Below are 23273 nucleotides of genomic sequence, written 5' to 3' on the forward strand. Positions count from 1 at the left end.
TAAAAATACGCATTCTGCGTTACCCCACATCGTAGGGGCAAGCCTGCCATTTTCAAGCATTCATCACTGCCAAGTGGTTAATAATACATAACTTTACATTCAAGAAGAGGTAGGTTTACGCGGCTTGATAGAGGTAAAAAAAAACAGGCACAAAATTTTGTGCCTGTCGGGGGAGTTACTTAGCAGGAGCGGGTTGCTCGGCGGGTTTATCTTGCTGCATTTTTGCAAGATCCAGCGCGATATGAACCGTTTCATCGAGATAAGGATCAGGTTCTTGATAATCCTTCGGTAAGTCGTCCAGTTTTTTCAACGGCGCTTTACCTTCTCGCTTGTAGCGATCGTTAATACGTTCCAGACGCGTAGCATCGTCTTCCTGGTTCTCTTTCTCACGTTGAGCAAGGTTCAGGGATGCAATATTACGCTTCTCTTTCAGGGCATTGAAACGCGCAATGTCCTTCATGATGTACTGGAACTCAGGATCGGCTGCAATTCTGTCCTGATGTAATTTAAGCAGTTGCGGCTCAAATACGCTCAGATCGCCTGACTTGACGTAAGTGGCGGCGTTAATGCTATCCCATGGGAGCGCATTATCTTCAAACTTCTCGCCAGTTTCCGTCTCTTCAGTACCGGTCGGCATCATCAAATCTGGCGTTACACCTTTACGCTGAGTACTGCCGCCATTAATGCGGTAGAACTTCTGGATGGTGTACTGCACAGAGCCTAATGCCGGCCATTCCGGGCGCAACATCTGGTCGTAGATACGATTCAAAGAACGGTATTGCTGAACAGTGCCTTTCCCGAAGGTCGGTTCACCAACAATCAGTGCACGCCCATAATCCTGCATCGCCGCGGCGAAAATTTCAGATGCTGACGCACTGAAACGGTCAACCATGACGACCAATGGACCTTTGTAGTACACAACACCGTCGGTATCGCTGTCTTCGCGCACTTTACCGTTGTTATCGCGTACCTGAACAACCGGCCCACCTGGAATAAACAGGCCAGAAAGTGATACAGCTTCGGTCAGTGCACCGCCACCGTTAGAACGCAAATCAATGATCACGCTCTTCACGTTCTGTTTTTCCATTTTTTGCAGCTGAACTTTGACGTCATCCGTCAAGCCAACATAGAAGCCAGGTATATCCAGCACGCCCACTTTATCTTTGCCGACTGTTTTCACAGTCAGTTTGACTGCACGGTCTTCAAGACGAATGCGCTCACGCGTTAACGTCACGACACGTGTTTTGGTCCCCTTACCTGCTGGTAAGATTTCCAGGCGAACCTTGCTGCCTTTTGGCCCTTTGATCAGCGCAACGACATCATCAAGACGCCAGCCAATCACATCAACCATCGGCTTGCCTGTTTGACCTACGCCCACAATACGGTCACCAACGGTAATCGTTTTGCTTTTCGCAGCAGGACCACCAGCAACCATCGAGTTGATAACCGTATAGTCATCGTCCATTTGCAGCACGGCACCAATACCTTCCAGAGATAAACTCATTTCGGTATTGAATTGTTCCGTGTTACGCGGCGACAAATAATTGGTATGCGGATCGATTTCGTGAGCAAAGGCGGTCATCGCCAGCGAGAACACATCTTCGCTGTTGGACTGCGCCAGACGGCGAATGGCGAACTGATAGCGCTTGGTAAGCGTTTCACGAATTTCCTGATCGCTTTTACCCGTCAGTTTCAGACTCAGTTCGTCATACTTAACTTTGCTGTCCCAGAGCGCATTCAGCTCTGCAACACTCACCGGCCACGGCGACTTGCTACGGTCCAGGTTGTAGGTATCTTTGCCGGTGAAATCCATCGGCTTTTCCAGCACCTTCAGCGCGTATTGATAACGTTCAAAACGACGCTTCTGTGCCAGATTATAAAGATCGTAAAATACGTCCAGTTTACCAGTGCGCAATTCATCGCCAATCTGTTTTTTCCGCGACACAAACTGCTCAACGTCGCTGGCAAGCAGCACGTTGTGGCTATAGTCGAGAAGGTTCAGATAGCGATCGAAAATTTTCGCGGAAAAATTTTCATCCAGATCAAACTGACGGTAATGCGAGCGAGTGAAGCGTGATGTCACACGCTCACTCACTGTAGCGTGCTGTGTCTCTTCCTTTAACTGCGGGATTTGAGAAGCTTGCGTGATATTTTCGACGGCCAGTGCGCTACCTGCAAGAAACAACAGACTCGCGACCGCCGTACGCTTAAAGAATTTGTTCATGCCCGGGTCTGGCCTCCGTTTCAGAACTGCAAGTGTTCTGCGCGTACGATCATTGCCATACCAGAAGTCAGCTGTACACGGACGCCATCTTTGGTAATTTCCAGTACGGTGGCATCCATCGCGTTGTTACCCGCTTTGACTTTGATTGCCTGACCCACCTGCAAAGCAGAAATGTCCGTAACCGGAGTGCGTTTTTCTTCACGCGGAGCTTGTGGCGCCGGTTTTTCTACACGTGGTTTACGTTCTGTTGCTTCCGGGCGACGTGGAGCAGGACGAGGCTTGCGATCACGGCGTGGCTTATCAGCAACGGTTTCACCGTTAGCAATAGCCGCTTCACGTTTCTTCGCTTGCTGTTCTGCACGCTGTGCCTGAACACGAGCTTTTGCTTCTTCAAGCTGCTTACGAGCATGCTCAACGTGCTGCTCATCGAGTTCACCACATGGGTTACCATCGAGATCAACACGGATCGCGCCGACTTTGATACCGTACAGGTAACGCCAGCTTGAAGTGTAAAGACGTAACGCGGAACGAAGTTGAGTTTTGCTGAGGCTCATCTCCCCTTCAACGCGCGCGACCAAATCCTGGAAGATACCAATCTTCAGGGGGCGGGCTTCACCTTCAGCGCTAAAGCACTGTGGGAAACGCTCTGCCAAAAAGGCGATGACTTCTTTGCTACTATTCAACTTAGGTTGATTTTCCATGAAATTTCCTGATTACAACGGAGTTGCCAACAATCCGCAGGCATGAACAGGCGACATTATAATGACGCTATCAGCAAATGCCACGTTATCCGTTGTTTATCATGCTAACGAGTGAAGAATTTTTTAAAATCCGTGTCGGCAAGCGTCAGCGAGAGCTGCGTTACCAGTTGAGATAAGCCGAGTTGGTCTTCAGGTGTGAAGCGCCCAAACTCCGTGCTATCAATATCCAGAACCCCAATTACCTCACCCTTAACCGTGATCGGCAGGACGATTTCGGAGTTGCTGGCAGCGTCACAGGCGATGTGACCATCAAAAGCATGCACATCTTCGACGCGCTGAATGCTGTTGGTGGATACCGCTGTACCGCAAACACCTTTTCCTACCGGAATTCGGACACAGGCAATTTTGCCCTGGAACGGCCCCAGAACCAGAGTTTCACCTTCTAATAGATAAAAACCCGCCCAGTTAACGCCTTCAAGACGTTCGAACAATAACGCGCTGGTATTTGCCAACGTCGCCAAAAAGCTTGTTTCACCTGCCATTAACGCACTGAAATCGCGGTTCAGATCCGCGTAAAATTGTTCTTTGTTCATTGATTAACCATAGTATGTTGTCTTACTCAACTGCATAGCATAGTAAAATAAGCATTAAATGCCTTATGCCACAAGATGTATCATTCATTGAATTACTATACGCTTAAAGAATATTTCATAACCCTTTGAGATACCCCATGCGCCAGCGGTATTCCCTGCTTACGATGACACATGAAAATACACGCCATTAGCCATGCTGTACCGCAGGCACGTTATCAGCGTTGCCCTCAATGCGATACCCTTTTCTCGTTACCGTTGGTTAAATCATCGCAGAGCGCGTATTGCCCGCGTTGTGACGCTAAAGTTTACCATGGACGCGACTGGTCGCTCACACGCCTGGCGGCAATGGCAGTCGCCATGCTGTTACTGATGCCTGTCGCTTTTTCAGAGCCCTTAGTGCGCATCTATTTATTAGGTACACGCATTGATGCCAATTTGTTTCAGGGCATCTGGCAGATGACCCGCCAGGGTGATCCTCTGACGGCCGCGATGGTGTTGTTCTGTTCGGTGGGTGCTCCTGCAACGTTAGTCGCCGGTATCGCCTATCTCTATTTCGGTAATATCCTGGGCATGAATCTTCGCCCGGTACTGCTGATGCTGGAGAAACTCAAAGAATGGGTCATGCTGGATATTTATCTGGTCGCCATTGGCGTGGCCTGCATAAAGGTGCGAGAGTTTGCGTTTATTCAGCCGGGCGTGGGTCTGGTGGCATTTATTGCCCTTGTGGTATTAAGCCTCTTAACCCTGATTCACCTGAATATGGAACAGCTTTGGTCGCGCTTTTACCCGCAGCGGCCGCCTCGCGCCTGGAATTCGCAATTACGCGTCTGTCTCGGTTGCCATTTTACCGGCGTGCCGGATAACCGCGGGCGTTGCCCACGCTGCCATGTGCCGCTGAGAGTACGTCGTCGCCACAGTTTACAAAAATCCTGGGCGGCATTAATCGGCTCGTTAGTGTTTTTATTGCCCGCTAACCTGTTGCCGATTTCGATTCTTTACGTCAATGGCTCGCGCCAGGAAGACACGATTTTTTCCGGTATTATCTCTTTAGCCAGCAGTAACGTAGCCGTTGCAGCAGTGGTTTTCATCGCCAGTATTTTAGTACCGTTCACCAAAGTTATCGTGCTGATTTCATTGCTGGTAAGTATCCATTTCAAATGTGAGAAAGGGCTTAGAACGCGTATTTTACTGCTACGCTTTATTACCTGGATTGGCCGCTGGTCTATCCTCGACCTCTTTGTTATTTCGCTTACGATGTCGCTGGTTAATCGCGATCAGCTATTGGCATTTACTATGGGACCGGCTGCGTTTTATTTTGGCGCAGCGGTTATTTTAACTATTCTTGCTGTCGAATGGCTGGATAGCCGACTACTTTGGGACGCACATGAGTCAGGAAATGCCCGCTTCACCGACTGAAGCGCGAATTAAAACAAAACGCCGTATTTCGCCCTTCTGGTTACTGCCAATTATCGCGTTGATGATTGCCAGTTGGCTGATGTGGACAACATGGGAAGAGCGCGGCACAACAGCGACCATTGATTTCATTTCAGCAGACGGCATTGTTGCCGGGCGCACGCCTGTTCGTTATCAGGGCGTCGAAGTCGGTACCGTGCAGAGCATCAGTCTCAGCAAAGACCTGCGTAAAATCGAAGTGACAGTCAGCATCAAAAACGATATGAAAGATGCGCTGCGCGAAGATACCCAATTTTGGCTGGTCACACCGAAAGCCTCATTGGCGGGTGTTTCCGGGCTTGATGCATTGGTTGGCGGGAACTATATCGGCATGATGCCGGGCAAAGGCAAGCCGCAAGAGCACTTCGCCGCACTCGACACGCAACCCAAATATCGCCTGAATAACGGCGAACTGATGATTCATCTCCACTCTCCAGACTTAGGTTCGCTTAACAGCGGGTCACTGGTTTACTACCGAAAAATCCCGGTGGGCCGCGTCTATGACTACACCATTAATAACAATAATCAGGGCGTGACCATTGATGTACTGGTCGACCGCCGTTTCGCCAAACTGGTGAAAAAAGGCAGCCGCTTCTGGAATGTCTCGGGTGTGAAGGCCAACGTCAGCCTTTCTGGCGCACAGGTTCAACTGGAAAGCCTTGCCGCACTGGTTAACGGTGCTATTGCCTTTGATTCGCCGGAAAACTCGGTCGAAGCCAAAGCCGACGACGAATTTGGGCTGTATGAAGACCTGGCGCATAGCCAGCGTGGCGTGATTATCGATCTCGATTTGCCGAGCGGCAAAGGCTTAAAAGCGGGATCAACGGCGTTGATGTACCAGGGACTTGAAGTCGGTACGCTGACCAAACTTAATCTCAACCCAGGCAGCACCGTGACCGGGCAAATGACGGTGGACCCAAGTGTGGTCAATTTGATGCGCAGCGGAACGCGTATCGAGCTGCGCGACCCGAAAATCTCTCTCAGTAACCCGAACCTGAGCAGCCTGTTAACCGGCAGCACCTTTGAGTTAGTCCCGGGTGAAGGCGATCCGCAGAACCACTTTGTCGTTTTCCCGAGTGATAAAACGCTATTACAGCAACCTAATGTCATGACACTCAATCTGACGGCTCCGGAAAGTTATGGCATTGATGCCGGTCAGCCAATTATTTTGCATGGTGTGCAAGTCGGGCAGATTCTCGAGCGCACGTTGTCAGCAAAAGGCGTCACCTTCTCCGCTGCTATTGATCCTGAATATCGCCATTTAGTTCAGGGTGACAGCAAATTCGTGGTTAATAGCCGTATTGATGTGAAAGTCGGTATTGATGGCGTTGAGCTTTTAGGTGCCAGCGCCAGCGAGTGGATCAACGGCGGTGTGCGCATTATTCCGGGTAATAAAGGGGCAATGAAAGAAAGCTATCCGCTGTACGCCAACCTGGAAAAAGCGGTTGAAAACAGCCTGAGCGATTTGCCAACGACCACATTAACGTTAACTGCCGCCAGCCTGCCTGATATTCAGACCGGCTCTGTAGTGCTGTATCGTAAATTCCAGGTCGGTGAAATTATCAGCGTGCGTCCACGGGCGAATAGTTTTGATATCGACGTCAACGTTAAACCGGAATATCGCAGCCTGCTTACCGCCAACAGCGTCTTCTGGGCTGAAGGTGGCGCACGCGTGCAACTTAACGGTAGCGGCCTGACGGTTCAGGCTTCCCCGCTTTCACGCGCCTTAAAAGGGGCAATCAGTTTCGACAACTTAAGTGGCGCAAGCGTCGGCCTGAAAAAAGGCGATAAGCGGATACTTTACGCCTCTGAAACCGCCGCCCGTGCCGTTGGCAGCCAGATTACCTTGCACACCTTTGACGCCGGTAAACTTTCCGCAGGTATGCCAATCCGTTATCTGGGAATTAACATCGGCCAGCTTGAGTCACTAAATCTGACGGCATCACGCAGTGAAGTCGAAGCTAAAGCAGTTCTCTACCCTGAGTTTGTTGAGACATTTGCCCGTAGCGGCACTCGTTTTTCTGTTGTCACACCGAAAATCTCCGCCTCTGGCGTGGATAACCTCGACACTATTCTCCAGCCATACATTAACGTTGAGCCCGGACGTGGTGCGCTTCGTCGCGACTTTGAGTTGCAAGAAGCCTCTATTACTGACTCCCGTTACTCAGACGGCCTGAACATTGTGGTGGAAGTGCCTGAAGCGGGCGCGTTAAACATCGGCACACCGGTGCTGTTCCGCGGTATCGAAGTCGGTACGGTAACCGGCTTGACCCTAGGCAACCTTTCCGACCGTGTGATGGTGGGCTTGCGCATCAGTAAGCGCTTCCAGCACCTGGTGCGTGATAGCTCGGTGTTCTGGCTGGCGTCAGGCTACAGTCTTGATTTCGGCCTGACCGGCGGTGTGGTGAAAACGGGCACATTCAATCAGTTCATTCGCGGCGGTATCGCCTTTGCAACGCCACCGGGTACACCACTGGCGCCAAAAGCAGAAACCGGCAAACACTTCCTGCTTGAGGAAAGCGAGCCCAAAGAATGGCGCCAATGGGGCACTGCGCTGCCACGTTAACGCCCGCGCCCCGGTGTCTCACCGGGGCGTTTGTGCTACACTCCACCCTTCATTTTTTTCTGGACTTCCTTAGTGGCTCACTCTCAAACTGCCTTTCTCCCACAAGCCTTTCTTGATGCAATACGTGACGCGCTTCCTGCTGATCAAACGCTCGAAAGTTTTATCGAGTATTGCCAGCGCCCGCTGCGCCGCAGCCTTCGCGTTAATACGCTCAAGATCACGGTCAGTGATTTCCTGGCACTTGTTGCCTCTTATGACTGGCATCTGACGCCGATTCCATGGTGCGCAGAAGGTTTCTGGATTGAGCGCGATGACGAAGAAAGCTTGCCACTGGGCAGCACAGCTGAACATTTAAGTGGCCTGTTCTACATTCAGGAAGCCAGTTCCATGCTGCCTGTCGCGGCCCTGTTTGCTGACGGCAACCAGCCAGAACGCATTATGGATGTCGCCGCCGCACCTGGTTCAAAAACCACCCAGATTGCCGCACGGATGGGCAATCACGGCGCGATCCTCGCGAATGAATATTCAGCCAGCCGCGTAAAAGTTTTACATGCGAATATCAGCCGCTGCGGTATCAGTAATGTGGCACTCACGCACTTCGATGGCCGCGTGTTTGGCGCAGCGTTACCCGAGTGTTTCGATGCGATTTTGCTGGATGCGCCCTGTTCTGGTGAAGGTGTGGTGCGTAAGGATCCGGACGCGCTGCGTAACTGGTCACCGGAGAGCACCACCAGCATTGCAGATACGCAACGCGAACTGATCGCCAGTGCATTCCATGCGCTGCGCCCCGGCGGCACGCTGATTTACTCCACCTGCACATTAAACCGTGAAGAGAATCAGCAGATTTGCCAGTGGTTGCTTGATGAATGGCCCGATGCGGTTGAAATCGCGCCACTCAATGATCTGTTCCCGGAAGCTGCAAAAGCCATTACTGCCGAAGGCTACCTGCATGTTTTTCCGCAGATTTATGATTGCGAAGGCTTTTTCGTAGCACGCCTGCGTAAAACTGCCTCGATAGATGCCCTGCCTGCACCGGGCTACAAAGTCGGTAAATTCCCGTTTGCCCCGCTGCACGGCAAACAAGCCGCTGAAGTCACTGCTGCTGCGAGACAATCCGGAATTATCTGGGACAACGGCCTGCAACTCTGGCAGCGCGACAAAGAGATCTGGTTATTCCCGAAAGAGATTGTCCCGCTATTTGGCCAGGTTCGTTTTTCACGCATTGGCTTGCGCCTCGCCGAACAGTACAACAAAGGTTACCGCTGGCAGCACGAAGCGGTTATCGCGCTGGTGCCTGGCGATTCACCGCTGGCGTTTGCACTGACAGAGCTGGAAGCTGACGAATGGTACCACGGGCGTGATGTTTACCCAGACGTGACACCGTCACTTAATGAGGTGGTGGTGACTTATCAGGGGCAACCTCTTGGTCTGGCCAGGAAAGTCGGCTCCCGCCTTAAAAACAGCTATCCGCGTGAACTGGTGCGTGATGGCAAGCTGTTTGCCTCCAGGAATTAATGCGCTAAAAAATAACTTCCATGAAGTTGGCAGTTTTTGCACTGTTGTCTACTCTCTACTGTGGGAGGCCTCACTGGTCATACCACATGTACCCAGACCCAAGGAGAGCGAGATGACGAAAACTAGCGTACGAATAGGCATCTTCGAAATTGATGATGCTGAATTACATGGCGAGCAGCAAGGGGATCGAACGTTGAGTATCCCTTGTAAATCTGACCCGGACCTGTGCATGCAACTTGATGCCTGGGATGACGAAACCAGCATACCCGCCGTTCTTGATGGCGAACATTCAGTCCTCTACCGTCAACATTACGACCAAAAATCTGATGCATGGGTCATGCGCCTTGCATGATTCAAAATGACCCGTCGCCCAGACGGGTTAATTAATCTGACCTGATTCGCCTTTCTTCTTGTGACATCCTCTACAATTAAGCCAAACGGTACAACTCAAAGGTCATCATGTTTGCGTTGGTTTTGTTTGTTTGCTATCTGGACGGCGGTTGCGAGGATATTGTGGTGGACGTCTTTAATACCGAACAACAGTGTCTGTTCTCCATGGACGAGCAACGGATACGTTATGGTGGCTGTTTCCCGGTAGAGGATTTTATTGGTGGTTTCTGGAACCCGGCTCAGGAATACAGCACGTTGTAGACTTACTGGACCTGCACCATCGTGAGTTTGTTGCCAAACACGGCACCGGTATCAATATAGTATTGGTTGTGAAAATGGCCGGCTTCCTTGAGCGGCGTATGCCCAAAGTAAAACTCATCAGCACCGTCGATATCCGCACCCCTTCCCTGCAAATTCTTATTAAGCCTGTCACGGCTCCAGACCAGTAAATGTTCATCTACCGGCTGATTCCAGCTGTAATGCGATGCAGGATAGTCGGCATGTGCGATGACCAGCGTTTTACCCTGCGTATGCAGCTCTATCACCAGCGGTAATTCGCGGCAATGCAGCAAGGCTTGCTGGACACTGTGTTGACGCGGTTCAGGCAATTCCCGATACCAGTCACCACCGTTCATTTGCCAGAGCATGCCTTCCCCTTCGTCCAGCGCTTCTAGCGCCATGGCTTCGTGGTTGCCCTTAACTGCTTTAAACCATTTGCTGCCGAGCAACGCCAGGCAGCCGGGGCTATTGGCTCCACGATCGATAAGATCCCCAACCGAAACCACCAGATCCTGATGATAATCAAAATGCTGGAGTTTCAGCTCGCTTATCAATTCTGAAAGGCAGCCGTGCAAATCACCGACAATAAACACATGTCGCCAGTTCTCACCGTCAATTCGCTGATACATACCGCCCCCACCTTGTTTATTTATTGCTCAATTATAAACCAGTGGGCGGTAATGGTTAGCAGCGAGGTCGAATGAACATTTTGATTTGCTTTCCATGGTATTCAACATAGTGCTGAAACTGGAAACCAAAACGTTCAGCCAGATGGATGGAACGCAGATTGTCATCGTCAATAATGCAGCAAACCGGTTGAATAAACTCATCATCAGCCCACTGCAAAATTGCGCTTAATGCCTCACTTGCGTAACCTTTACCGTGAACCGCAGGGATCAATGACCAGCCAGCTTCCGGAAGTTCAAGTGCCGGGGTCAGTTCGCGGCGTGCATCCTGAAAACCAAACGATCCAATATAGCGTTCGGTCTCTTTTTCAAACACCGCCCAATATCCGTAGCCCAGCGCCTGCCAGTGACCGATATAACGCAGTAGTCTTCCCCACGTCATTTCTGGGCCTTGTGGTTGCCCACCACCAATAAACTTCACCATTTCCGGGTCGGCCCAACATGCGGCTAAATCGGTAAAATCCTCAAGCGTAAAATGACGAAGAATTAAACGCTCTGTTTCCAGGCAAGGTGCTGCGTTAATCATGCTCACTTCCTTCAACGTATGATTGGGGTACGGTTTTTTACTTATTTTGGCGCCATACGGTTTGCGACACAATCCGAACTCTTGTGTGTGATCCGTTGAGCAATGGTGCTGCAAAGAAAGCGTGCATGGCACAGAAATAGAAAAGGCTGCACGATGGCAGCCTTTAGAGAGGTGATACGAGTTATCTGGTAAATATGATGCTAATTAAAGCGATTTATGATGGCTTTCGCCCCAAGGGAATGTGGTCATCAAACCTACCACGCACCCACCAGCTTACTTTTGAGGATCAGTTTCAAGACTATCTGGCACCTCCGTTTCACTCTGGAACTAACATGAATCTAGCAGCATTAAGATTGCAAAAGTAACGGCAGATTCACAGTTTTGTCATTTACCCATCAAATAAATCTGGCTAACCCGAAATTGGCGATCAGATTTTACCGCTCAGGCGCTCATGGAAATCGCTGCTGCGAACATCCAGCCCCACAATTTGTACTTTGCTTTCATAGCGTTGATAGCGGGTTTCGATGGCATCAAGCACAGCGACTGTTGAGACATCCCAGATTTGTGCCTGTGACAAATCAATAATGACGTTTTGTGGGTCGTCGGCATATTTGAAATGCTCAAATAAATCGTTGCTGCTGGCAAAAAACAGCGGCCCGGTCACCGTATAGCACACAGTCTGCCCATCATCAGATAACATACGTTCGGCCCTCACCACGTGGGCAATTCGGCGCGCAAACAAAATCATCGCAAAAACCACCCCACCGACAACACCCAATGCCAGGTTTCCGGTTGCTACCGTCACCGCGACAGTCGTCACCATTACCAGCGTTTCCGGTAGCGGAATTCTTTTTAAGGTAGCGGGTTTAACACTGTGCCAGTTGAGCGTTTTCACCGCGACAATTACCATAATCCCGGCGAGTACCACCATCGGAATTTTTGCCATTAACTCACTTAAACCGGTGACCAACAGCAATAACACCAGACCTGCCGCGAGGGTCGAAACACGCGTGCGCCCTTTACCCAGTTCGACGTTAACCATGGTCTGGCCAATCATTGCGCAACCGGCAATGCCACCGTAGAACCCGGCAAAAATATTCGACACCCCAAGTCCCCAACATTCACGGCGTTTACTGGAAGGTGTATCAGTCAGCTCATCTACAAGTTTGGCGGTCAACAGTGACTCCATTAAACCGACAAACGCAATACTCAACGCACAAGGCCAGATGATTCGTAAAGTGTCGACATTCAACGGCACCAGCAGTTGCGTCAGACCCGGCAGCCCCGCCGCCATTGGGCTGGCCTCACCCACCGTTGGAACTGAAAGCCCCATTCCGATGCACAGCGCGGTAATGACAATTATCGCCACCAGTGGCGATGGGACCGTTTTGAACACGCGCGGCAGAAACAGTACGATGAGCAGGGTCAGCGCAAACAACCCCCATACCAGTGGGTTGTTGCCCCAAATATGTGGAACCTGGGCGAAGAAAATAAGAATACCCAGCGCGTTTACAAACCCGGTCATCACCGACAGCGGTATATAGCGCATCATTCGCGCAAGCCCCGTGACACCGAACAGAATCTGTATCAAACCCGCCAGTAATACCGCAGGGAAAATGTACTCAACACCGTGCTGGTGTACCATTGGCCCGATAACTAACGCCACTGACCCTGCGGCTGCCGTGACCATTGCCGGGCGCCCGCCAAGAATTGACATGGATAAACACAGGACGATAGAAGCGACCAGACTGACCTTTGGATCAACGCCAGCAATGACCGAGAATGAAATGATTTCCGGGACTAATGCCAATGCAGTTATCACACCGGCCAGCGACTCCCGCGCAAGCAAACGCGGACTACGCAAAACATGCGAGAGAGAATTTTCCTGACGGTGTATTTCAGTTTGAGTTGTGGTCATCGTTTTTGTCTTTGCAGGTTTATCATTATTAATTACGCCCTCTTGGGGCCGGCGTGATTGTACAGATAGGTTAGTAAGGATGCTAATTAATATGACCTGATTGAATTTGCATCTGCACCATGTGGATGAGTGCTATACACAGGTTGCAGTAAGCAGACTTCAACATAAAAACATCAATAATATCACCAACATTACAATGGTCTTTATCATGAAAATTCGCAACATGTTAGACACATCATAAATAGCCATTAATAGAATTACTAATATTAGAAAACACGAATAAAACCTATTATAATGCTGCCGCTCATTACTGATCTTATATGAAATTATCTTTTTTTAGCCATTTTAATAAATGGGGACTTACTATTGTTTCGTCATTTAGCTCATTGTAAATGGATTGGTTCTTTTCTGTTAGTTGCTGGAGCATTATTTTGCAACAATGCGGTGGCCGATCCAGTACTCGATAAAGTACTTAGTGCGCACAGTATTAAATTAGCCTGGGTAGATGGCAATAAACCTCTTTCCTGGGAATTAAATGGCAAACCCACCGGGATGGCAATAGACCTCTGCCTGGACGTTGTCGATAGCATCAAAAAACGCTATAACACAAAAATAGATGTGCAATGGGTACAAATCTCATCCGCGGCGCGCTTTGAATATATTATTCATCATCAGGCAGATGTTCTTTGTGCTATTGCGGGAATCACCAGTCAACGAAGCAAAACAGTAAACTTTTCTACACCGTGGTTTTACACCCAAACCAATTTATTAGCTAAAAAATCAGAAAACATTAACAACAAAGAAATGCTTACCGGGCGTACTGTTGGTGCAATAAGCGGTGGAACCTCTGCATTGCTCCTGGCGAAAGTGAATCAAGAATTAAACTATTCTGTCTCAGTTAAGCTGGTACGTAGTTTTGATGAAGGTTTTAAATTATTGAAGGAAGGTCATATTTCAGCATTCGTTACTGATGATATTATCATACGCAGTAAACTCGCCGAAATACCTGACAGAGATGATTATGAGATGGGTACTGAAGCGTTAGGAGACGAATTATCTTATGGATTGGCCGTCGCTAAAGATGCAGATGACATGCTCAATATTATCAACGCTGAAATAAAATCCATCTTTATTTCTAATAAATTTGATGTTTTATATAATAAGTGGTTTATGTCACCGATTACTTCCTCAGGTGAGAATATACGGCAACCTATGTCTGAGAGACTCATCGAGCAAAAGAATAGTTTCCTGAATGTCGGTAATAAAGCTCCTGATGCCAGTCAGACAAGCATAACACCTCAGTAAGAGTTAGTTTAGTCAACTCAATGAGTTAGAAAACGACGAGAACTTAATCACTAAATATACCCTATGACTTCTGGGAGAATGTTACTGAAAACTTCCAGACGTCATCAAAAAAAATGCCTGAAAAATATTTGGATTCACACAAAAAGCAGTTTATGTTGTTATGAGTATGACGCGAGTGCCAGAAGAAGGAGTTTTGGCATATTTCGCTAAGTAGTTGTTTTGGAAGACAGATAAAAAAAGACCGAATACTAAAAGAGGCACCTAAAATCAATAAGTTAGGCTCCTCTTTGCCTACCGCGTGTCTACAGTAACTTATCCTTCATCACTCTTACTACAATGTTTCTTAGAGCGACTGATTGAGCCATCATTGCAAACAAACTTGCCATCACCAGTACAATGAGACACCCCTCCTTTAGATTTTGAGCAGGGATAGTTCTTTGCGTAAGTAAAAGACGAACTCATCATTAAAGACAATACCAAAACTATATATAGATTATTTTTCATTAATAATGTCTCTTTACTTCACTATATCTTACTATTTCAGAATATTTTGCATCATTAGGTAAAAACAAACATGTCTTTATCCCACCACGAAATATAAACTCTTTCTCTTGAGATACATCCAATAAATTAATGCTTGAAAATTCCGCACCTTTCCAGCTCTTTGGATAAGACCGAGTAAAATCACAAATTACATTGATAACATTAACAATACGACCCTGATTTAAATGTTCATCATCCAGTAAAACGACAAATTCACCATTATCAATAGATGTGTTATCAATCTCTGCCTCGCTAAAGCCAGCCCTCTCAAATGCGTCATACATATCGTCAGGTAAACTAACCCTATCAGCATGGGCAATGCCTGCTAAAAATAAGCAGCAAAAAATCATCTTCCTTATCACATCAAATCCTAATTATCTTCGACTGTTTTTCTTACTTTCCCGACACACACAATATCTGTTACGAGACATTGAAACTCTCCCGCATCACCAACAACCTGTATTTTATTACCCGGAATTCGAGCGATATTATAAACATCATGAATGCCATCAATACTTATCAACCAGCGACCATTGCCTAAATTGGTCTGCCCGAAGTCGACAATCCAACTACTACTGATTTTTTCAACAAAACCACAACTTGCAGGGAGCGATTCAGTGAGTGACTTGTCACAAATCCATTCACCACTTTCATCGAGAGAACCCGAAATAATACTGAATTTTTTCAATACAGAGTAATTGGCCACATGTGTATCTGATGAACCAACTAAAGGAGCACCTTTACCCGTAGCAAGCCATTCCAGCGAAACGCCCGTATCTAAAGCACATGCAACGACGATATCACCAGGGAAAAAATCACGTCTAATCCAGGTGCTTATAGTAGCCGATGAAATTTCAAGCAAATCACCCAGTTCTTTCTGAGTAGTGAAGCCGTAGGCGTCAAGCATTCTACGAAGAACAGCCTTTCCTCCAGACTCAAGGATAAGATCTAAGAGCGCCTTGCCTCTTAATTTATGTTTACGCCCCTCACAACTCGCATTTGCAAACTCTCCATACATAAGCCAGTGGATATCTGCACCAGTGTCTAAATGGCATTCAAGAAATACACTGCTTGGAATTGTATTGCGCGCAAGCCAGCTGCTTACATTATTGCCATGTATACCAATGTGTTCCGCTAAATCTTTCTGCTGTTTGAAGCCATACACCACCAAGATGCGTTCAAGTGCTGCCACTGCATCAATAGTTCTTTTTGACATGAGTCACCAAATTTTTGTTTACACCAAAAATTTTGCGATCTAAAGTGTATTCACACCACATGAAACACCATAGAACACGATTGTCTAACCGGAGATACTGCTTTATGTCCCGTGAAAATGCAAACAGCACAGCCCAAGAACAGCAGCCTGACGTTCAATTCTTATTAGCTAACATTGCAACCACTCTTCTACCAACGCTCACGGATATTGTCAGTGAAGCTGTTGAAAACGCTATGGCTGCAAGTGCCTGCGCAACCATGTCTAAGGACAATTTCTGCCGTGTAAATGGCATCAGCCCTTCCCTGCTTGAAAAGTGGATCGCTAATGGCGTGGTACTTCTCGCCCCTACACCTACCACAACTGTTAAGCGCACAGTCAAATGCAAAGAAACAGGCAAGGAACGTACAGATGTAATGGAAAAACATGGTAACGCCCTAATCAATATTGCTGCATGGAATGAAAGAAATCGCCAGCACGCGAAGAAATGTCGCTATATCAAATCTTAATTCGATTATGCGAGTTTATTAGGAGCAAGCCATGTTTGATTACCAAATTTCTAAACAGCCACATTTTGATGATGCGTGCCGCCAGTTCGCACAGCGTCATAACATGGCTGAACTTGCAAAGCGTGCAGGTATGAATATGCAGACACTGCGTAACAAGCTGAACCCGGAGCAACCGCACCAATTAACAGCACCAGAAATCATGGTTCTTACTGACCTTACCGAAGATGCAACGCTGGTTGATGGTTTTCTGGCTCAGATTCATTGCCTGCCATGTGTGCCGGTAAACGAGTTGGTTACGGAAAAGCTGCCTGAATATGTCATGGGTGCCACTGCTTCTGTGGGTCAAATTGCTGGCAGCGCTATGTCAAAAGAGCGAATGACGCAAAGCCACAAACATTCACTGATTGAAAGTGCCAATGCGGGAATGCGTTTCCTTGCTCTGGCTGCACTGTCTGTTGACGCGCGTTTGAAAACCAACCCGGCCATGACCAGTGCGGTAGATACCATGACAGGTATCGGCGCTACGTTCGGCTTGATCTGAGGTGTCCATGCTGAAACGTGAACCTTCATTTGCATCACTGCTGGTTAAGCAAAGCCCATCTATGCATTTCGGCCATGGCTGGATTGTTGGTGAAGATGGTAAGCGCTGGCACCCATGCAATTCACAAAGCCAATTGCTTAGTGGATTGTCCCGCAAGAAACGGAGGACGTTATGGCCATTGAAGGTGCTGCGGCAGCTGTTCCATTAAGTCCAGGTGATCGTGTCCACGGGCTGAACCATATAGCGGAGTTAAGAGCAAAGGTATTTGGCGTGAATATTGAACCAGAACTGGAACGCTTTATTTCTGATATGCGGAACCCACGGGACAAAAACCATGAACAGAATACCCGCGCACTGGCGGCAATTTTCTTTATGGCGAATATTCCGGCCAAACGTCACAACATCAATATTGACGAACTGACAGATGATGAAATTAAGGAGCTGGTAAAGGCAATGATTCAAATAAAAGCAGCTGTGAGTTTATTTCCGAAGCAATTAGCCGTGCCGTTATTAGTTACGCCAGCCTAATGCTCATTGCGGTGAGCATTGTGAAGGCAATTAATTAACCACCACTAAGGAAATGAAAATGGGATTTTTGGGATTTGGTAAGAAAGCACGCAAAGCAGTGCAGGAAGTGAAGAAAATGGAAAACCGTGATGCAGTTGAGGCCACTGTCTGGGGCGCTTACTCAATTTCTTATGCTGATGGCTCCTGTGACGCTAAAGAAATCGCGGTACTGGAAAAGACCATTTCCGCGCTACCAGCATTTGCACCGTTCGCCGGTGAAATTGCGCAGATGAGCAGTAACATCCGCGCCCGTTACGAAGCATCGCCACGTAGCGCTAACGCTCAGGCCATCCGTGAACTGGCTGATGTTGCTGGAACACCTGACGCAGTTGATGTGTTGTGTCTGTGTATTGATATTGCAGATAACGACGGTGTTGGCGCTGAAGAAGAAGCCGCGCTCAAGAAAATCGCCCAGGCATTGCAGTTGCCACTGGACCAGTATCTTTGATGGACAAAATGCGCTGGCTGGCAATTGGCGTCCTGCTGTTTCTGGTCGTCGCTGTGGACTTTACTGGCCGCCTGATGTCGATGCTGGCCGATGGCGTTCTGGTTGCCGGGGTCATTGCAGTGGCAATGCCAATGTTTAAAAAGTCCTGATATCACCGGCCCGCTTATGGCGGGCCATATCTGAGTAATTAACCCGAAATTAAATGGCGTCAACACGACGGGCATTCTTTTGCCCAAATTCAGGAGATAGGAATATGCAAAATATCGAAAAGCGCAATTTTGAAACTGACCAAAGCGCATTGGTTTCATTGCTGAATAAGGCCAAAAGCGAATATCGGAAAGATATTGCGCTTGCCACATCAATTCGAATGGAAGCGCTTGCCGTTCACATTCTCAATAAAGAAATGACTGCGGTTGAAGCGGCTGAATTGCTGCGCGGTGAAGCTGTTCGTTATGCAAATGAATCTAAGGAGCTGCACTAATGGCTGACTCAATGGATCAGGTACAGCTGCGCGTGGAAGAAGAACGCCAGCGCAATATTCAAAAAGCCCTGGCCCGCAAACCTGCGGTTTCCTCTTTTTACTGTGAGTCATGTGGTGCACCTATCCCGGAAGCACGCCGTGCAGCTGTTCCGGGTGTTGAACTTTGTGTGACCTGTCAGGAAATCCATGAACTGAAAAGCCAGCATTACAAGGGGGCTGTATGAGTATTCACATTAAAGTCGGTGTCAAGTGGGTCATCACCAGTGACCAGTATCAATTCATTCTGAATGAAAAAAAGGTTGGTAAAGCGGGAAGCCGTGAAGGTGTCGAGTATCTGGACGTTATTGGATATTACCCGAAGATTAACCAGCTTATTTCTGCCCTGATACGTAATCACATTGAAAATTCAGTCATTTCCTCACTGGAAGCGATGTCCGCTGAAATTGAGCGAGTTGGGCAGCAGTGCGCCGCCGCATTTGAGGCGCAACGGTGATTGCCGATAAGTTTGATATGAATGCTACTAACCACGGCGGCTCTGATGAAGCCGCCGAGGCTTTTGTATGGAATGGACCGAAAAAGGCACTCAATCCGTACAGTGATGACGTTGAAGCTCGCAAAGATTCCCCGCTTTCAAATCTGATCGCTTTGTACCAGGCAGACAAACAACATGAAACGCTGCTCCTTGAAAAACTGAGCGATAAGATTTGGGACCGCCATTGCCACAATGAGGCGTTACTCAGTCGTGCCAGCCTTGCCCACGAACAACACCGAATTGACCCTGATTTAGCCATTGTCGAAAACGTCCGCGCTGAACCTTCATACATCAGCAAGCCACTATTACAGCGGATTGATTATTTCCGTGGTCTGGACAGACCAAAAGCCTATTCCCGTTACTTGCGGGAAACTATTAAGCCCTGTCTTTTGCGTCTTATGCGTATGCGTGAAAGCCAGATGTCTGTTTCTTACCGCTTGATGGCCGGTTGTAACGGTCTGGATGGATTACTTGAATTGCCTGGCATGAATCAGGATCAGGTTAAGCGCCTATGCACGCTGATTGCTTCCCATATTGATATTTGCCTTGATGAAGCCTGCACCACCATGCTGGTAAGTGATGAGGTTTCCCCAGAGGAAATTCGCCGCATCTGGGAGCGGGTGGCATCTGAGGCCATGCGTCTGGATGTTATCCCTCCAGCTTTTGACAGGCTGGTCAGAAAGAAACGCCGCCGCAAACCCGTGCCTTACGATTTGATTCCAGGCTCACTGGCCCGTATGCGCTGTGCTGACTGGTGGTTCCGCAAAATGTGGCAGATTCGCTGCGAATGGCGCGAAGAACAATTACGCGCCGTGTGTCTTGTCAGCAAAAAATCATCCCCTTATGTCAGTTATGAAGCGGTGATCCACAAACGCGAACAGCGCAGGAAATCACTGGAGTTCTTCCGTTCTCATGAACTGGTTAATGAGAACGGCGACACACTCGATATGGAAGATGTGGTGAATTCCAGCAACAGCAATCCTGCACACCGTCGCAATGAAATGATGGCGTGTCTGAAGGGGCTTGAACTGATTGCTGAAATGCGCGGTGACTGTGCCGTGTTTTATACCATCACCACTCCGTCACGTTTCCATTCCACCCTGAACAACGGCAGACCGAATCCGAAGTGGACTCATGAAACGGTACGCCAGAGCAGTGATTACTTGGTCGGGATGTTTGCTGCTTTCCGCAAGGCTATGCACAAAGCGGGTTTACGTTGGTATGGCATGCGTGTCGCTGAACCTCATCATGACGGTACGGTGCACTGGCACCTGTTGTGTTTTATGCGCAAAAAAGACCGTCGAAAAATTACTGCACTGCTGCGGAAATTTGCTATCCGTGAAGACCGCGCCGAGCTGGGTAACAACACTGGCCCGCGTTTTAAATCTGAACTGATTAACCCACGCAAAGGCACGCCGACCAGCTACATCGCTAAATACATCAGTAAAAACATCGATGGGCGTGGCCTGAGTAATGAAGTCAGCAAGGAAACGGGCAAATCATTACGGGATAGCGCCGAGCACGTAAACGCCTGGGCATCACTCCACCGTGTTCAGCAGTTCCGTTTCTTTGGTATTCCAGGCCGTCAGGCTTATCGCGAGCTACGTTTACTGGCCAGTCAGGCGGCAAGAGCAAGCAGCGATAAGAAAGCCTGTGCTCAGGTGTTGGAAGATTCACGCCTTGATGCCGTTCTGGCCGCAGCTGATGCCGGTTGTTTTGCTTCCTACATCACGAAGCAAGGCGGCGTGCTGGTTCCACGCAAACTCCATCTGATCCGGACCGCGTATGAACTCAATGACGAGCCAGGCACCTATGGTGACCATGGAATTCGTATTTATGGCATCTGGTCCCCATTAACAGCTGGGCGGGTCTGCACGCATGCAGTGAAGTGGAAAAAGGTTCGTAAGGCCGTTGACGTTCAGGAGGCGACAGCCGACCAGGGCGACCCCGTCGCCCCTTGGACTCGTGGCAATAACTGTCCCCTTGTTGAAAAAATAAACCAATCAGAGGGTGATTCGCCTGGTGAGCATGAACCGGAAGCGCCGCCAGACTTCCAGAGCATGAGCAAAAAAGAACTGCGGGCGCTGAATGCCAGGCTGAAAACGGTCAGGCCGAAACGGCGACAGGGATATAAGCAGGAAATTACTGACCATCAGCGCGGCCAGCTTGAGGCAGAACTGAGGATAAGAGGCTATGAAGGCAATGAACAAGAGACAGATTTACTTCTGCGGGGTGGAAGCATCCCGTCAGGTGCAGGCATGCGACTTTTCTATAAAAACCAGCGCCTGCAGGAGGATGACAAATGGCGACAGTGGTATGACATCTAGGGATTTTCATTTGTAAATCATCAACAACTGCTTACACACCATACGTAATCTAATTATCAGTACACGACGAAAACAAACCAATGTATAAACTGGTGTACGAACTTTCTATTTCGACCAGAAAAAATGAATAAAACTAACAGGCATGGGCTTTCAAGGTCTGTGCCAGCTGATGTAAAACGTGAAGTCAGACAACGATGCGGATTTGGGTGTGTTATTTGTGGATTCGCTTTTTATGAATATGAGCATTTCGCTCCAGATTATGTTGACGCGACCGAACATGACCCAAAGGGTATGACATTATTGTGTTCGCAGTGTAATCAAAAGCGTGCTAGAGGCCGATTATCTGCACACTCTGTTGCTTTAGCTAATGCTAATCCCAAATGTTTAGAGCGAGGATTTGCCAGTGAAATGTTTGATTTCCACAGTGACCCTATTGAAATAGTTTTCGCTGGGGTAACTTTTTATAACTGCAAACATTTAATAGTTGTAAATGAACGCCCGATTTTATCTGTTGAGCCATCACTCGGAGGTGACTCCCCTGTAATGCTATCTGGAATATTTTGTGACTCTGTGGGGCGGGAAACTCTCTACATAACAGAGAATGAATGGTCGGTAGACGCAGATTATTGGGATGTAGATTGCGAAGGACCCAGGATAACAATACGAAGTGCACCTCGACAGATAACTTTGGTGCTGAGATTAAACAGCCCAAAGGGAATTGTAATCGAAAGAATTGATATGCTCTTTGAAGGCGTAAGATTTATCGGGAATAAAGATGAGCTTAAATTTTCCTTTGATGGAATACATTGGCGGAAGTGGATCGGGTGCAGCGTGGAAAATTGCATGATAGGTATTGCAATCAGTTCCAGCCATGTTGCTGCCAATGATTCGATTTATGAATTAGAAGTATAAGAAGCAAGCCATTTCCCCAACACGAGAAACCTCAATCTCGCTATAGTTTCAAGTCAGGCTCATTACAGGTTAGTCAGTGCCTAAGCCCATACGACCTGCGTTTTTAAGAATGGCTTAGGCCAACGTGATACCCACCGAATATAGCCGCCTAACTAGCGGCTTTTTTATACTCACCATTAATTAATGCATGATCGATTTCACCGATCAAAACAATCGAATTGATCACTGAAAGTGATTAATTCGCAAGGACAGAACTACAACAAATTTTCAACCTGCTTTCAGCGCAGGCTTCGTGTAAGTTCTGTTTACATCCACCGTTGGGTATGTCAGTGGGTGACACAAAGTGACGAAGCGCCGCCATTCATATAGATAAGGGCGACATTTTTGTCATCTGGTGCCCGTTAGAAAAAACGATCAAATTTTAATCGCATGTAACATAAAAGATTATTCAAATCAGCCAGATAAATAGCCTTGCATAGATACATAGTTTTTGTGCATACTTGGGAAAACAAAATAACACTGTTTATACATACAGTTAAACTGTGCTATTTAATCACATCTTAGCAGCGCAAAGTGCTCCTGAATTTTGATGAGTTTTACCCCATTAACAAACTGAACGAGTTTGCTACAGTGGGTTATGCAAGCCGTGATGGCTTTGTTTTGTGGGATTCTGGGTCCCGGTAACGTTGGCAGTTGAGTAGCACCAAGTGTGCAAAGGGGGATTTGTGGTTGATGGTGATTATGCGCATCGGCATTTGGAACGCATTATGTATGTAGCCGATAGTTCTTTGCTTTTGAGAGATAAACCAGAACAAAAAGAACTGGCTCTGGAAGTCATCAGAAATATCATTGAGGCTTATTTCAGGCAGGAGAAATTGTCCAAAATAGACAATGCATATCATGATTCCCCTCCCCCTGCTGATGTTACCTAAACACTGCATGTCTATGCTGCATGAAATCGCATGATCGCAAAAGGATCGCAATCACTCCGGCCCGCCAGTATTGGCGGGCTTTTGCTTATATCGGGCACCTGCATGAAAACTAT

General features: G+C 48.0%; 27 protein-coding genes. 18 read left to right on the forward strand and 9 right to left on the reverse strand.

Annotation, left to right across the window (positions count from 1 at the left end; all coding sequences use genetic code 11):
• Positions 1-175: 175 nt before the first annotated feature.
• The 3 genes from prc to M975_RS09875 all read right to left on the reverse strand — a co-directional run bounded on the left by prc (position 176) and on the right by M975_RS09875 (position 3518).
• Positions 176-2224 (reverse strand): carboxy terminal-processing peptidase, encoded by a 2049-nt coding sequence (prc, locus tag M975_RS09865; protein ID WP_064559038.1) that lies wholly within the window; start codon positions 2222-2224, stop codon positions 176-178.
• A gap of 20 nt (positions 2225-2244) precedes the next feature.
• Positions 2245-2925: an RNA chaperone ProQ gene (proQ, locus tag M975_RS09870; RefSeq protein WP_064559039.1), complete on the reverse strand. Its 681-nt coding sequence runs from the start codon at positions 2923-2925 to the stop codon at positions 2245-2247.
• 104 nt (positions 2926-3029) lie between these two features.
• On the reverse strand, positions 3030-3518 hold the full coding sequence (locus M975_RS09875) for a GAF domain-containing protein (RefSeq protein WP_064559040.1): 489 nt from the start codon (positions 3516-3518) through the stop codon (positions 3030-3032).
• 171 nt (positions 3519-3689) lie between these two features.
• On the opposite strand from M975_RS09875, the gene yebS reads away from it, so the two are divergent.
• The 5 genes from yebS (at position 3690) to M975_RS09900 (ending at position 9702) form a co-directional block, all read left to right on the forward strand.
• Positions 3690-4934: a membrane integrity lipid transport subunit YebS gene (yebS, locus tag M975_RS09880; RefSeq protein ID WP_064559041.1), complete on the forward strand. Its 1245-nt coding sequence runs from the start codon at positions 3690-3692 to the stop codon at positions 4932-4934.
• Entirely contained in the window at positions 4903-7536 is a 2634-nt protein-coding gene (locus M975_RS09885; RefSeq protein WP_064559042.1) for a PqiB family protein, read from the forward strand. Before yebS ends, M975_RS09885 begins: the two co-directional genes overlap by 32 nt.
• 72 nt (positions 7537-7608) lie before the next feature.
• Positions 7609-9051 carry a 16S rRNA (cytosine(1407)-C(5))-methyltransferase RsmF gene (rsmF, locus tag M975_RS09890; RefSeq protein WP_064559043.1) on the forward strand — a complete coding sequence of 481 codons (1443 nt, stop codon included), beginning with the start codon at positions 7609-7611 and terminating at the stop codon, positions 9049-9051.
• Positions 9052-9163: 112 nt separating this feature from the next.
• On the forward strand, positions 9164-9403 hold the full coding sequence (locus M975_RS09895) for a YebV family protein (protein ID WP_034455162.1): 240 nt from the start codon (positions 9164-9166) through the stop codon (positions 9401-9403).
• A gap of 107 nt (positions 9404-9510) precedes the next feature.
• Complete coding sequence (locus M975_RS09900; RefSeq protein ID WP_064559044.1) at positions 9511-9702, forward strand: YdfD/YebW family protein; 192 nt, start codon at positions 9511-9513, stop codon at positions 9700-9702.
• A gap of 2 nt (positions 9703-9704) precedes the next feature.
• Here the strand turns inward: M975_RS09900 and M975_RS09905 are convergent, their stop codons facing one another.
• From M975_RS09905 to M975_RS09915, 3 genes are all read right to left on the reverse strand, one after another.
• Positions 9705-10349, reverse strand: coding sequence for a metallophosphoesterase (locus M975_RS09905; RefSeq protein ID WP_064559045.1), 645 nt, complete (start codon positions 10347-10349; stop codon positions 9705-9707).
• A gap of 55 nt (positions 10350-10404) precedes the next feature.
• On the reverse strand, positions 10405-10932 hold the full coding sequence (locus M975_RS09910; protein WP_064559046.1) for a GNAT family N-acetyltransferase: 528 nt from the start codon (positions 10930-10932) through the stop codon (positions 10405-10407).
• Positions 10933-11359: 427 nt separating this feature from the next.
• Entirely contained in the window at positions 11360-12850 is a 1491-nt protein-coding gene (locus M975_RS09915) for a SulP family inorganic anion transporter (protein ID WP_064559047.1), read from the reverse strand.
• A gap of 366 nt (positions 12851-13216) precedes the next feature.
• Between M975_RS09915 and M975_RS09920 the strand changes: the two genes are divergently transcribed.
• A complete protein-coding gene (locus M975_RS09920; protein WP_064559048.1) occupies positions 13217-14155 on the forward strand; it encodes a transporter substrate-binding domain-containing protein in 939 nt (312 codons plus the stop codon).
• Positions 14156-14467: 312 nt separating this feature from the next.
• On the opposite strand, the gene M975_RS23640 is transcribed toward M975_RS09920, so the two are convergent.
• From M975_RS23640 to M975_RS09930, 3 genes are read right to left on the reverse strand one after another with little or no spacing between them, the layout of a single operon-like run.
• Entirely contained in the window at positions 14468-14620 is a 153-nt protein-coding gene (locus tag M975_RS23640; RefSeq protein ID WP_483413589.1) for a YdcA family protein, read from the reverse strand.
• Between the two features lie 38 nt (positions 14621-14658).
• Positions 14659-15060: a hypothetical protein gene (locus tag M975_RS09925; RefSeq protein ID WP_157093361.1), complete on the reverse strand. Its 402-nt coding sequence runs from the start codon at positions 15058-15060 to the stop codon at positions 14659-14661.
• 8 nt (positions 15061-15068) lie between these two features.
• The gene (locus M975_RS09930) at positions 15069-15914 is read right to left on the reverse strand and encodes a phage repressor protein CI (protein WP_064559050.1); all 846 of its coding nucleotides are present in this window, start codon (positions 15912-15914) and stop codon (positions 15069-15071) included.
• A gap of 104 nt (positions 15915-16018) precedes the next feature.
• Between M975_RS09930 and M975_RS09935 the strand changes: the two genes are divergently transcribed.
• The 12 genes from M975_RS09935 to M975_RS22940 all read left to right on the forward strand — a co-directional run bounded on the left by M975_RS09935 (position 16019) and on the right by M975_RS22940 (position 23160).
• Positions 16019-16420: a hypothetical protein gene (locus M975_RS09935; RefSeq protein ID WP_064559051.1), complete on the forward strand. Its 402-nt coding sequence runs from the start codon at positions 16019-16021 to the stop codon at positions 16418-16420.
• A gap of 31 nt (positions 16421-16451) precedes the next feature.
• Positions 16452-16961, forward strand: coding sequence for a phage regulatory CII family protein (locus tag M975_RS09940; protein ID WP_064559052.1), 510 nt, complete (start codon positions 16452-16454; stop codon positions 16959-16961).
• 7 nt (positions 16962-16968) lie between these two features.
• Positions 16969-17169, forward strand: a complete 201-nt coding sequence (locus tag M975_RS22350; protein WP_074388359.1) for a phage filamentation protein Fil family protein — start codon at positions 16969-16971, stop codon at positions 17167-17169.
• Complete coding sequence (locus M975_RS09945) at positions 17133-17489, forward strand: DUF5347 family protein (protein ID WP_064559053.1); 357 nt, start codon at positions 17133-17135, stop codon at positions 17487-17489. The genes M975_RS22350 and M975_RS09945 overlap by 37 nt, the downstream gene beginning before the upstream one ends.
• Positions 17490-17547: 58 nt before the next feature.
• Entirely contained in the window at positions 17548-17976 is a 429-nt protein-coding gene (locus tag M975_RS09950; RefSeq protein ID WP_064559054.1) for a tellurite resistance TerB family protein, read from the forward strand.
• Complete coding sequence (locus tag M975_RS22935) at positions 17976-18125, forward strand: DUF3927 family protein (RefSeq protein WP_157093362.1); 150 nt, start codon at positions 17976-17978, stop codon at positions 18123-18125. The genes M975_RS09950 and M975_RS22935 overlap by 1 nt, the downstream gene beginning before the upstream one ends.
• A 104-nt stretch (positions 18126-18229) precedes the next feature.
• Positions 18230-18457 (forward strand): DUF2732 family protein, encoded by a 228-nt coding sequence (locus M975_RS09955; protein WP_064559055.1) that lies wholly within the window; start codon positions 18230-18232, stop codon positions 18455-18457.
• On the forward strand, positions 18457-18681 hold the full coding sequence (locus tag M975_RS09960) for a TraR/DksA family transcriptional regulator (protein ID WP_064559056.1): 225 nt from the start codon (positions 18457-18459) through the stop codon (positions 18679-18681). The genes M975_RS09955 and M975_RS09960 overlap by 1 nt, the downstream gene beginning before the upstream one ends.
• Positions 18678-18950 (forward strand): DUF5405 family protein, encoded by a 273-nt coding sequence (locus tag M975_RS09965; protein WP_064559057.1) that lies wholly within the window; start codon positions 18678-18680, stop codon positions 18948-18950. Before M975_RS09960 ends, M975_RS09965 begins: the two co-directional genes overlap by 4 nt.
• Positions 18951-18967: 17 nt before the next feature.
• Positions 18968-21316, forward strand: a complete 2349-nt coding sequence (locus M975_RS09970; protein WP_064559199.1) for a replication endonuclease — start codon at positions 18968-18970, stop codon at positions 21314-21316.
• A gap of 123 nt (positions 21317-21439) precedes the next feature.
• Positions 21440-22228: a hypothetical protein gene (locus tag M975_RS09975; protein WP_064559058.1), complete on the forward strand. Its 789-nt coding sequence runs from the start codon at positions 21440-21442 to the stop codon at positions 22226-22228.
• Positions 22229-22953: 725 nt separating this feature from the next.
• Positions 22954-23160 (forward strand): hypothetical protein, encoded by a 207-nt coding sequence (locus M975_RS22940; protein WP_157093363.1) that lies wholly within the window; start codon positions 22954-22956, stop codon positions 23158-23160.
• Positions 23161-23273: the final 113 nt, after the last annotated feature.

The organism is Buttiauxella brennerae ATCC 51605 (genome assembly GCF_001654925.1).
In the GTDB taxonomy this organism is placed as follows: Bacteria; Pseudomonadota; Gammaproteobacteria; order Enterobacterales; family Enterobacteriaceae; genus Buttiauxella; species Buttiauxella brennerae.

Coding starts and splice junctions, on each gene's coding strand:
- prc (WP_064559038.1), bottom strand. CDS start 2,224: ATGAACAAATTCTTTAAGCGTACGGCGGTCGCGAGTCTGTTGTTTCTT.
- M975_RS09930 (WP_064559050.1), bottom strand. CDS start 15,914: ATGTCAAAAAGAACTATTGATGCAGTGGCAGCACTTGAACGCATCTTG.
- M975_RS09910 (WP_064559046.1), bottom strand. CDS start 10,932: ATGATTAACGCAGCACCTTGCCTGGAAACAGAGCGTTTAATTCTTCGT.
- M975_RS09950 (WP_064559054.1), top strand. CDS start 17,548: ATGGGATTTTTGGGATTTGGTAAGAAAGCACGCAAAGCAGTGCAGGAA.
- M975_RS22350 (WP_074388359.1), top strand. CDS start 16,969: ATGCTGAAACGTGAACCTTCATTTGCATCACTGCTGGTTAAGCAAAGC.
- M975_RS09900 (WP_064559044.1), top strand. CDS start 9,511: ATGTTTGCGTTGGTTTTGTTTGTTTGCTATCTGGACGGCGGTTGCGAG.
- M975_RS09965 (WP_064559057.1), top strand. CDS start 18,678: ATGAGTATTCACATTAAAGTCGGTGTCAAGTGGGTCATCACCAGTGAC.
- M975_RS09940 (WP_064559052.1), top strand. CDS start 16,452: ATGTTTGATTACCAAATTTCTAAACAGCCACATTTTGATGATGCGTGC.
- M975_RS09945 (WP_064559053.1), top strand. CDS start 17,133: ATGGCCATTGAAGGTGCTGCGGCAGCTGTTCCATTAAGTCCAGGTGAT.
- M975_RS09955 (WP_064559055.1), top strand. CDS start 18,230: ATGCAAAATATCGAAAAGCGCAATTTTGAAACTGACCAAAGCGCATTG.
- M975_RS09935 (WP_064559051.1), top strand. CDS start 16,019: ATGTCCCGTGAAAATGCAAACAGCACAGCCCAAGAACAGCAGCCTGAC.
- M975_RS09905 (WP_064559045.1), bottom strand. CDS start 10,349: ATGTATCAGCGAATTGACGGTGAGAACTGGCGACATGTGTTTATTGTC.
- M975_RS23640 (WP_483413589.1), bottom strand. CDS start 14,620: ATGATGAGTTCGTCTTTTACTTACGCAAAGAACTATCCCTGCTCAAAA.
- M975_RS09885 (WP_064559042.1), top strand. CDS start 4,903: ATGAGTCAGGAAATGCCCGCTTCACCGACTGAAGCGCGAATTAAAACA.
- M975_RS09975 (WP_064559058.1), top strand. CDS start 21,440: ATGAATAAAACTAACAGGCATGGGCTTTCAAGGTCTGTGCCAGCTGAT.
- M975_RS09895 (WP_034455162.1), top strand. CDS start 9,164: ATGACGAAAACTAGCGTACGAATAGGCATCTTCGAAATTGATGATGCT.
- M975_RS09960 (WP_064559056.1), top strand. CDS start 18,457: ATGGCTGACTCAATGGATCAGGTACAGCTGCGCGTGGAAGAAGAACGC.
- M975_RS09915 (WP_064559047.1), bottom strand. CDS start 12,850: ATGACCACAACTCAAACTGAAATACACCGTCAGGAAAATTCTCTCTCG.
- proQ (WP_064559039.1), bottom strand. CDS start 2,925: ATGGAAAATCAACCTAAGTTGAATAGTAGCAAAGAAGTCATCGCCTTT.
- M975_RS09970 (WP_064559199.1), top strand. CDS start 18,968: ATGAATGCTACTAACCACGGCGGCTCTGATGAAGCCGCCGAGGCTTTT.
- M975_RS22935 (WP_157093362.1), top strand. CDS start 17,976: ATGGACAAAATGCGCTGGCTGGCAATTGGCGTCCTGCTGTTTCTGGTC.
- yebS (WP_064559041.1), top strand. CDS start 3,690: ATGAAAATACACGCCATTAGCCATGCTGTACCGCAGGCACGTTATCAG.
- M975_RS09875 (WP_064559040.1), bottom strand. CDS start 3,518: ATGAACAAAGAACAATTTTACGCGGATCTGAACCGCGATTTCAGTGCG.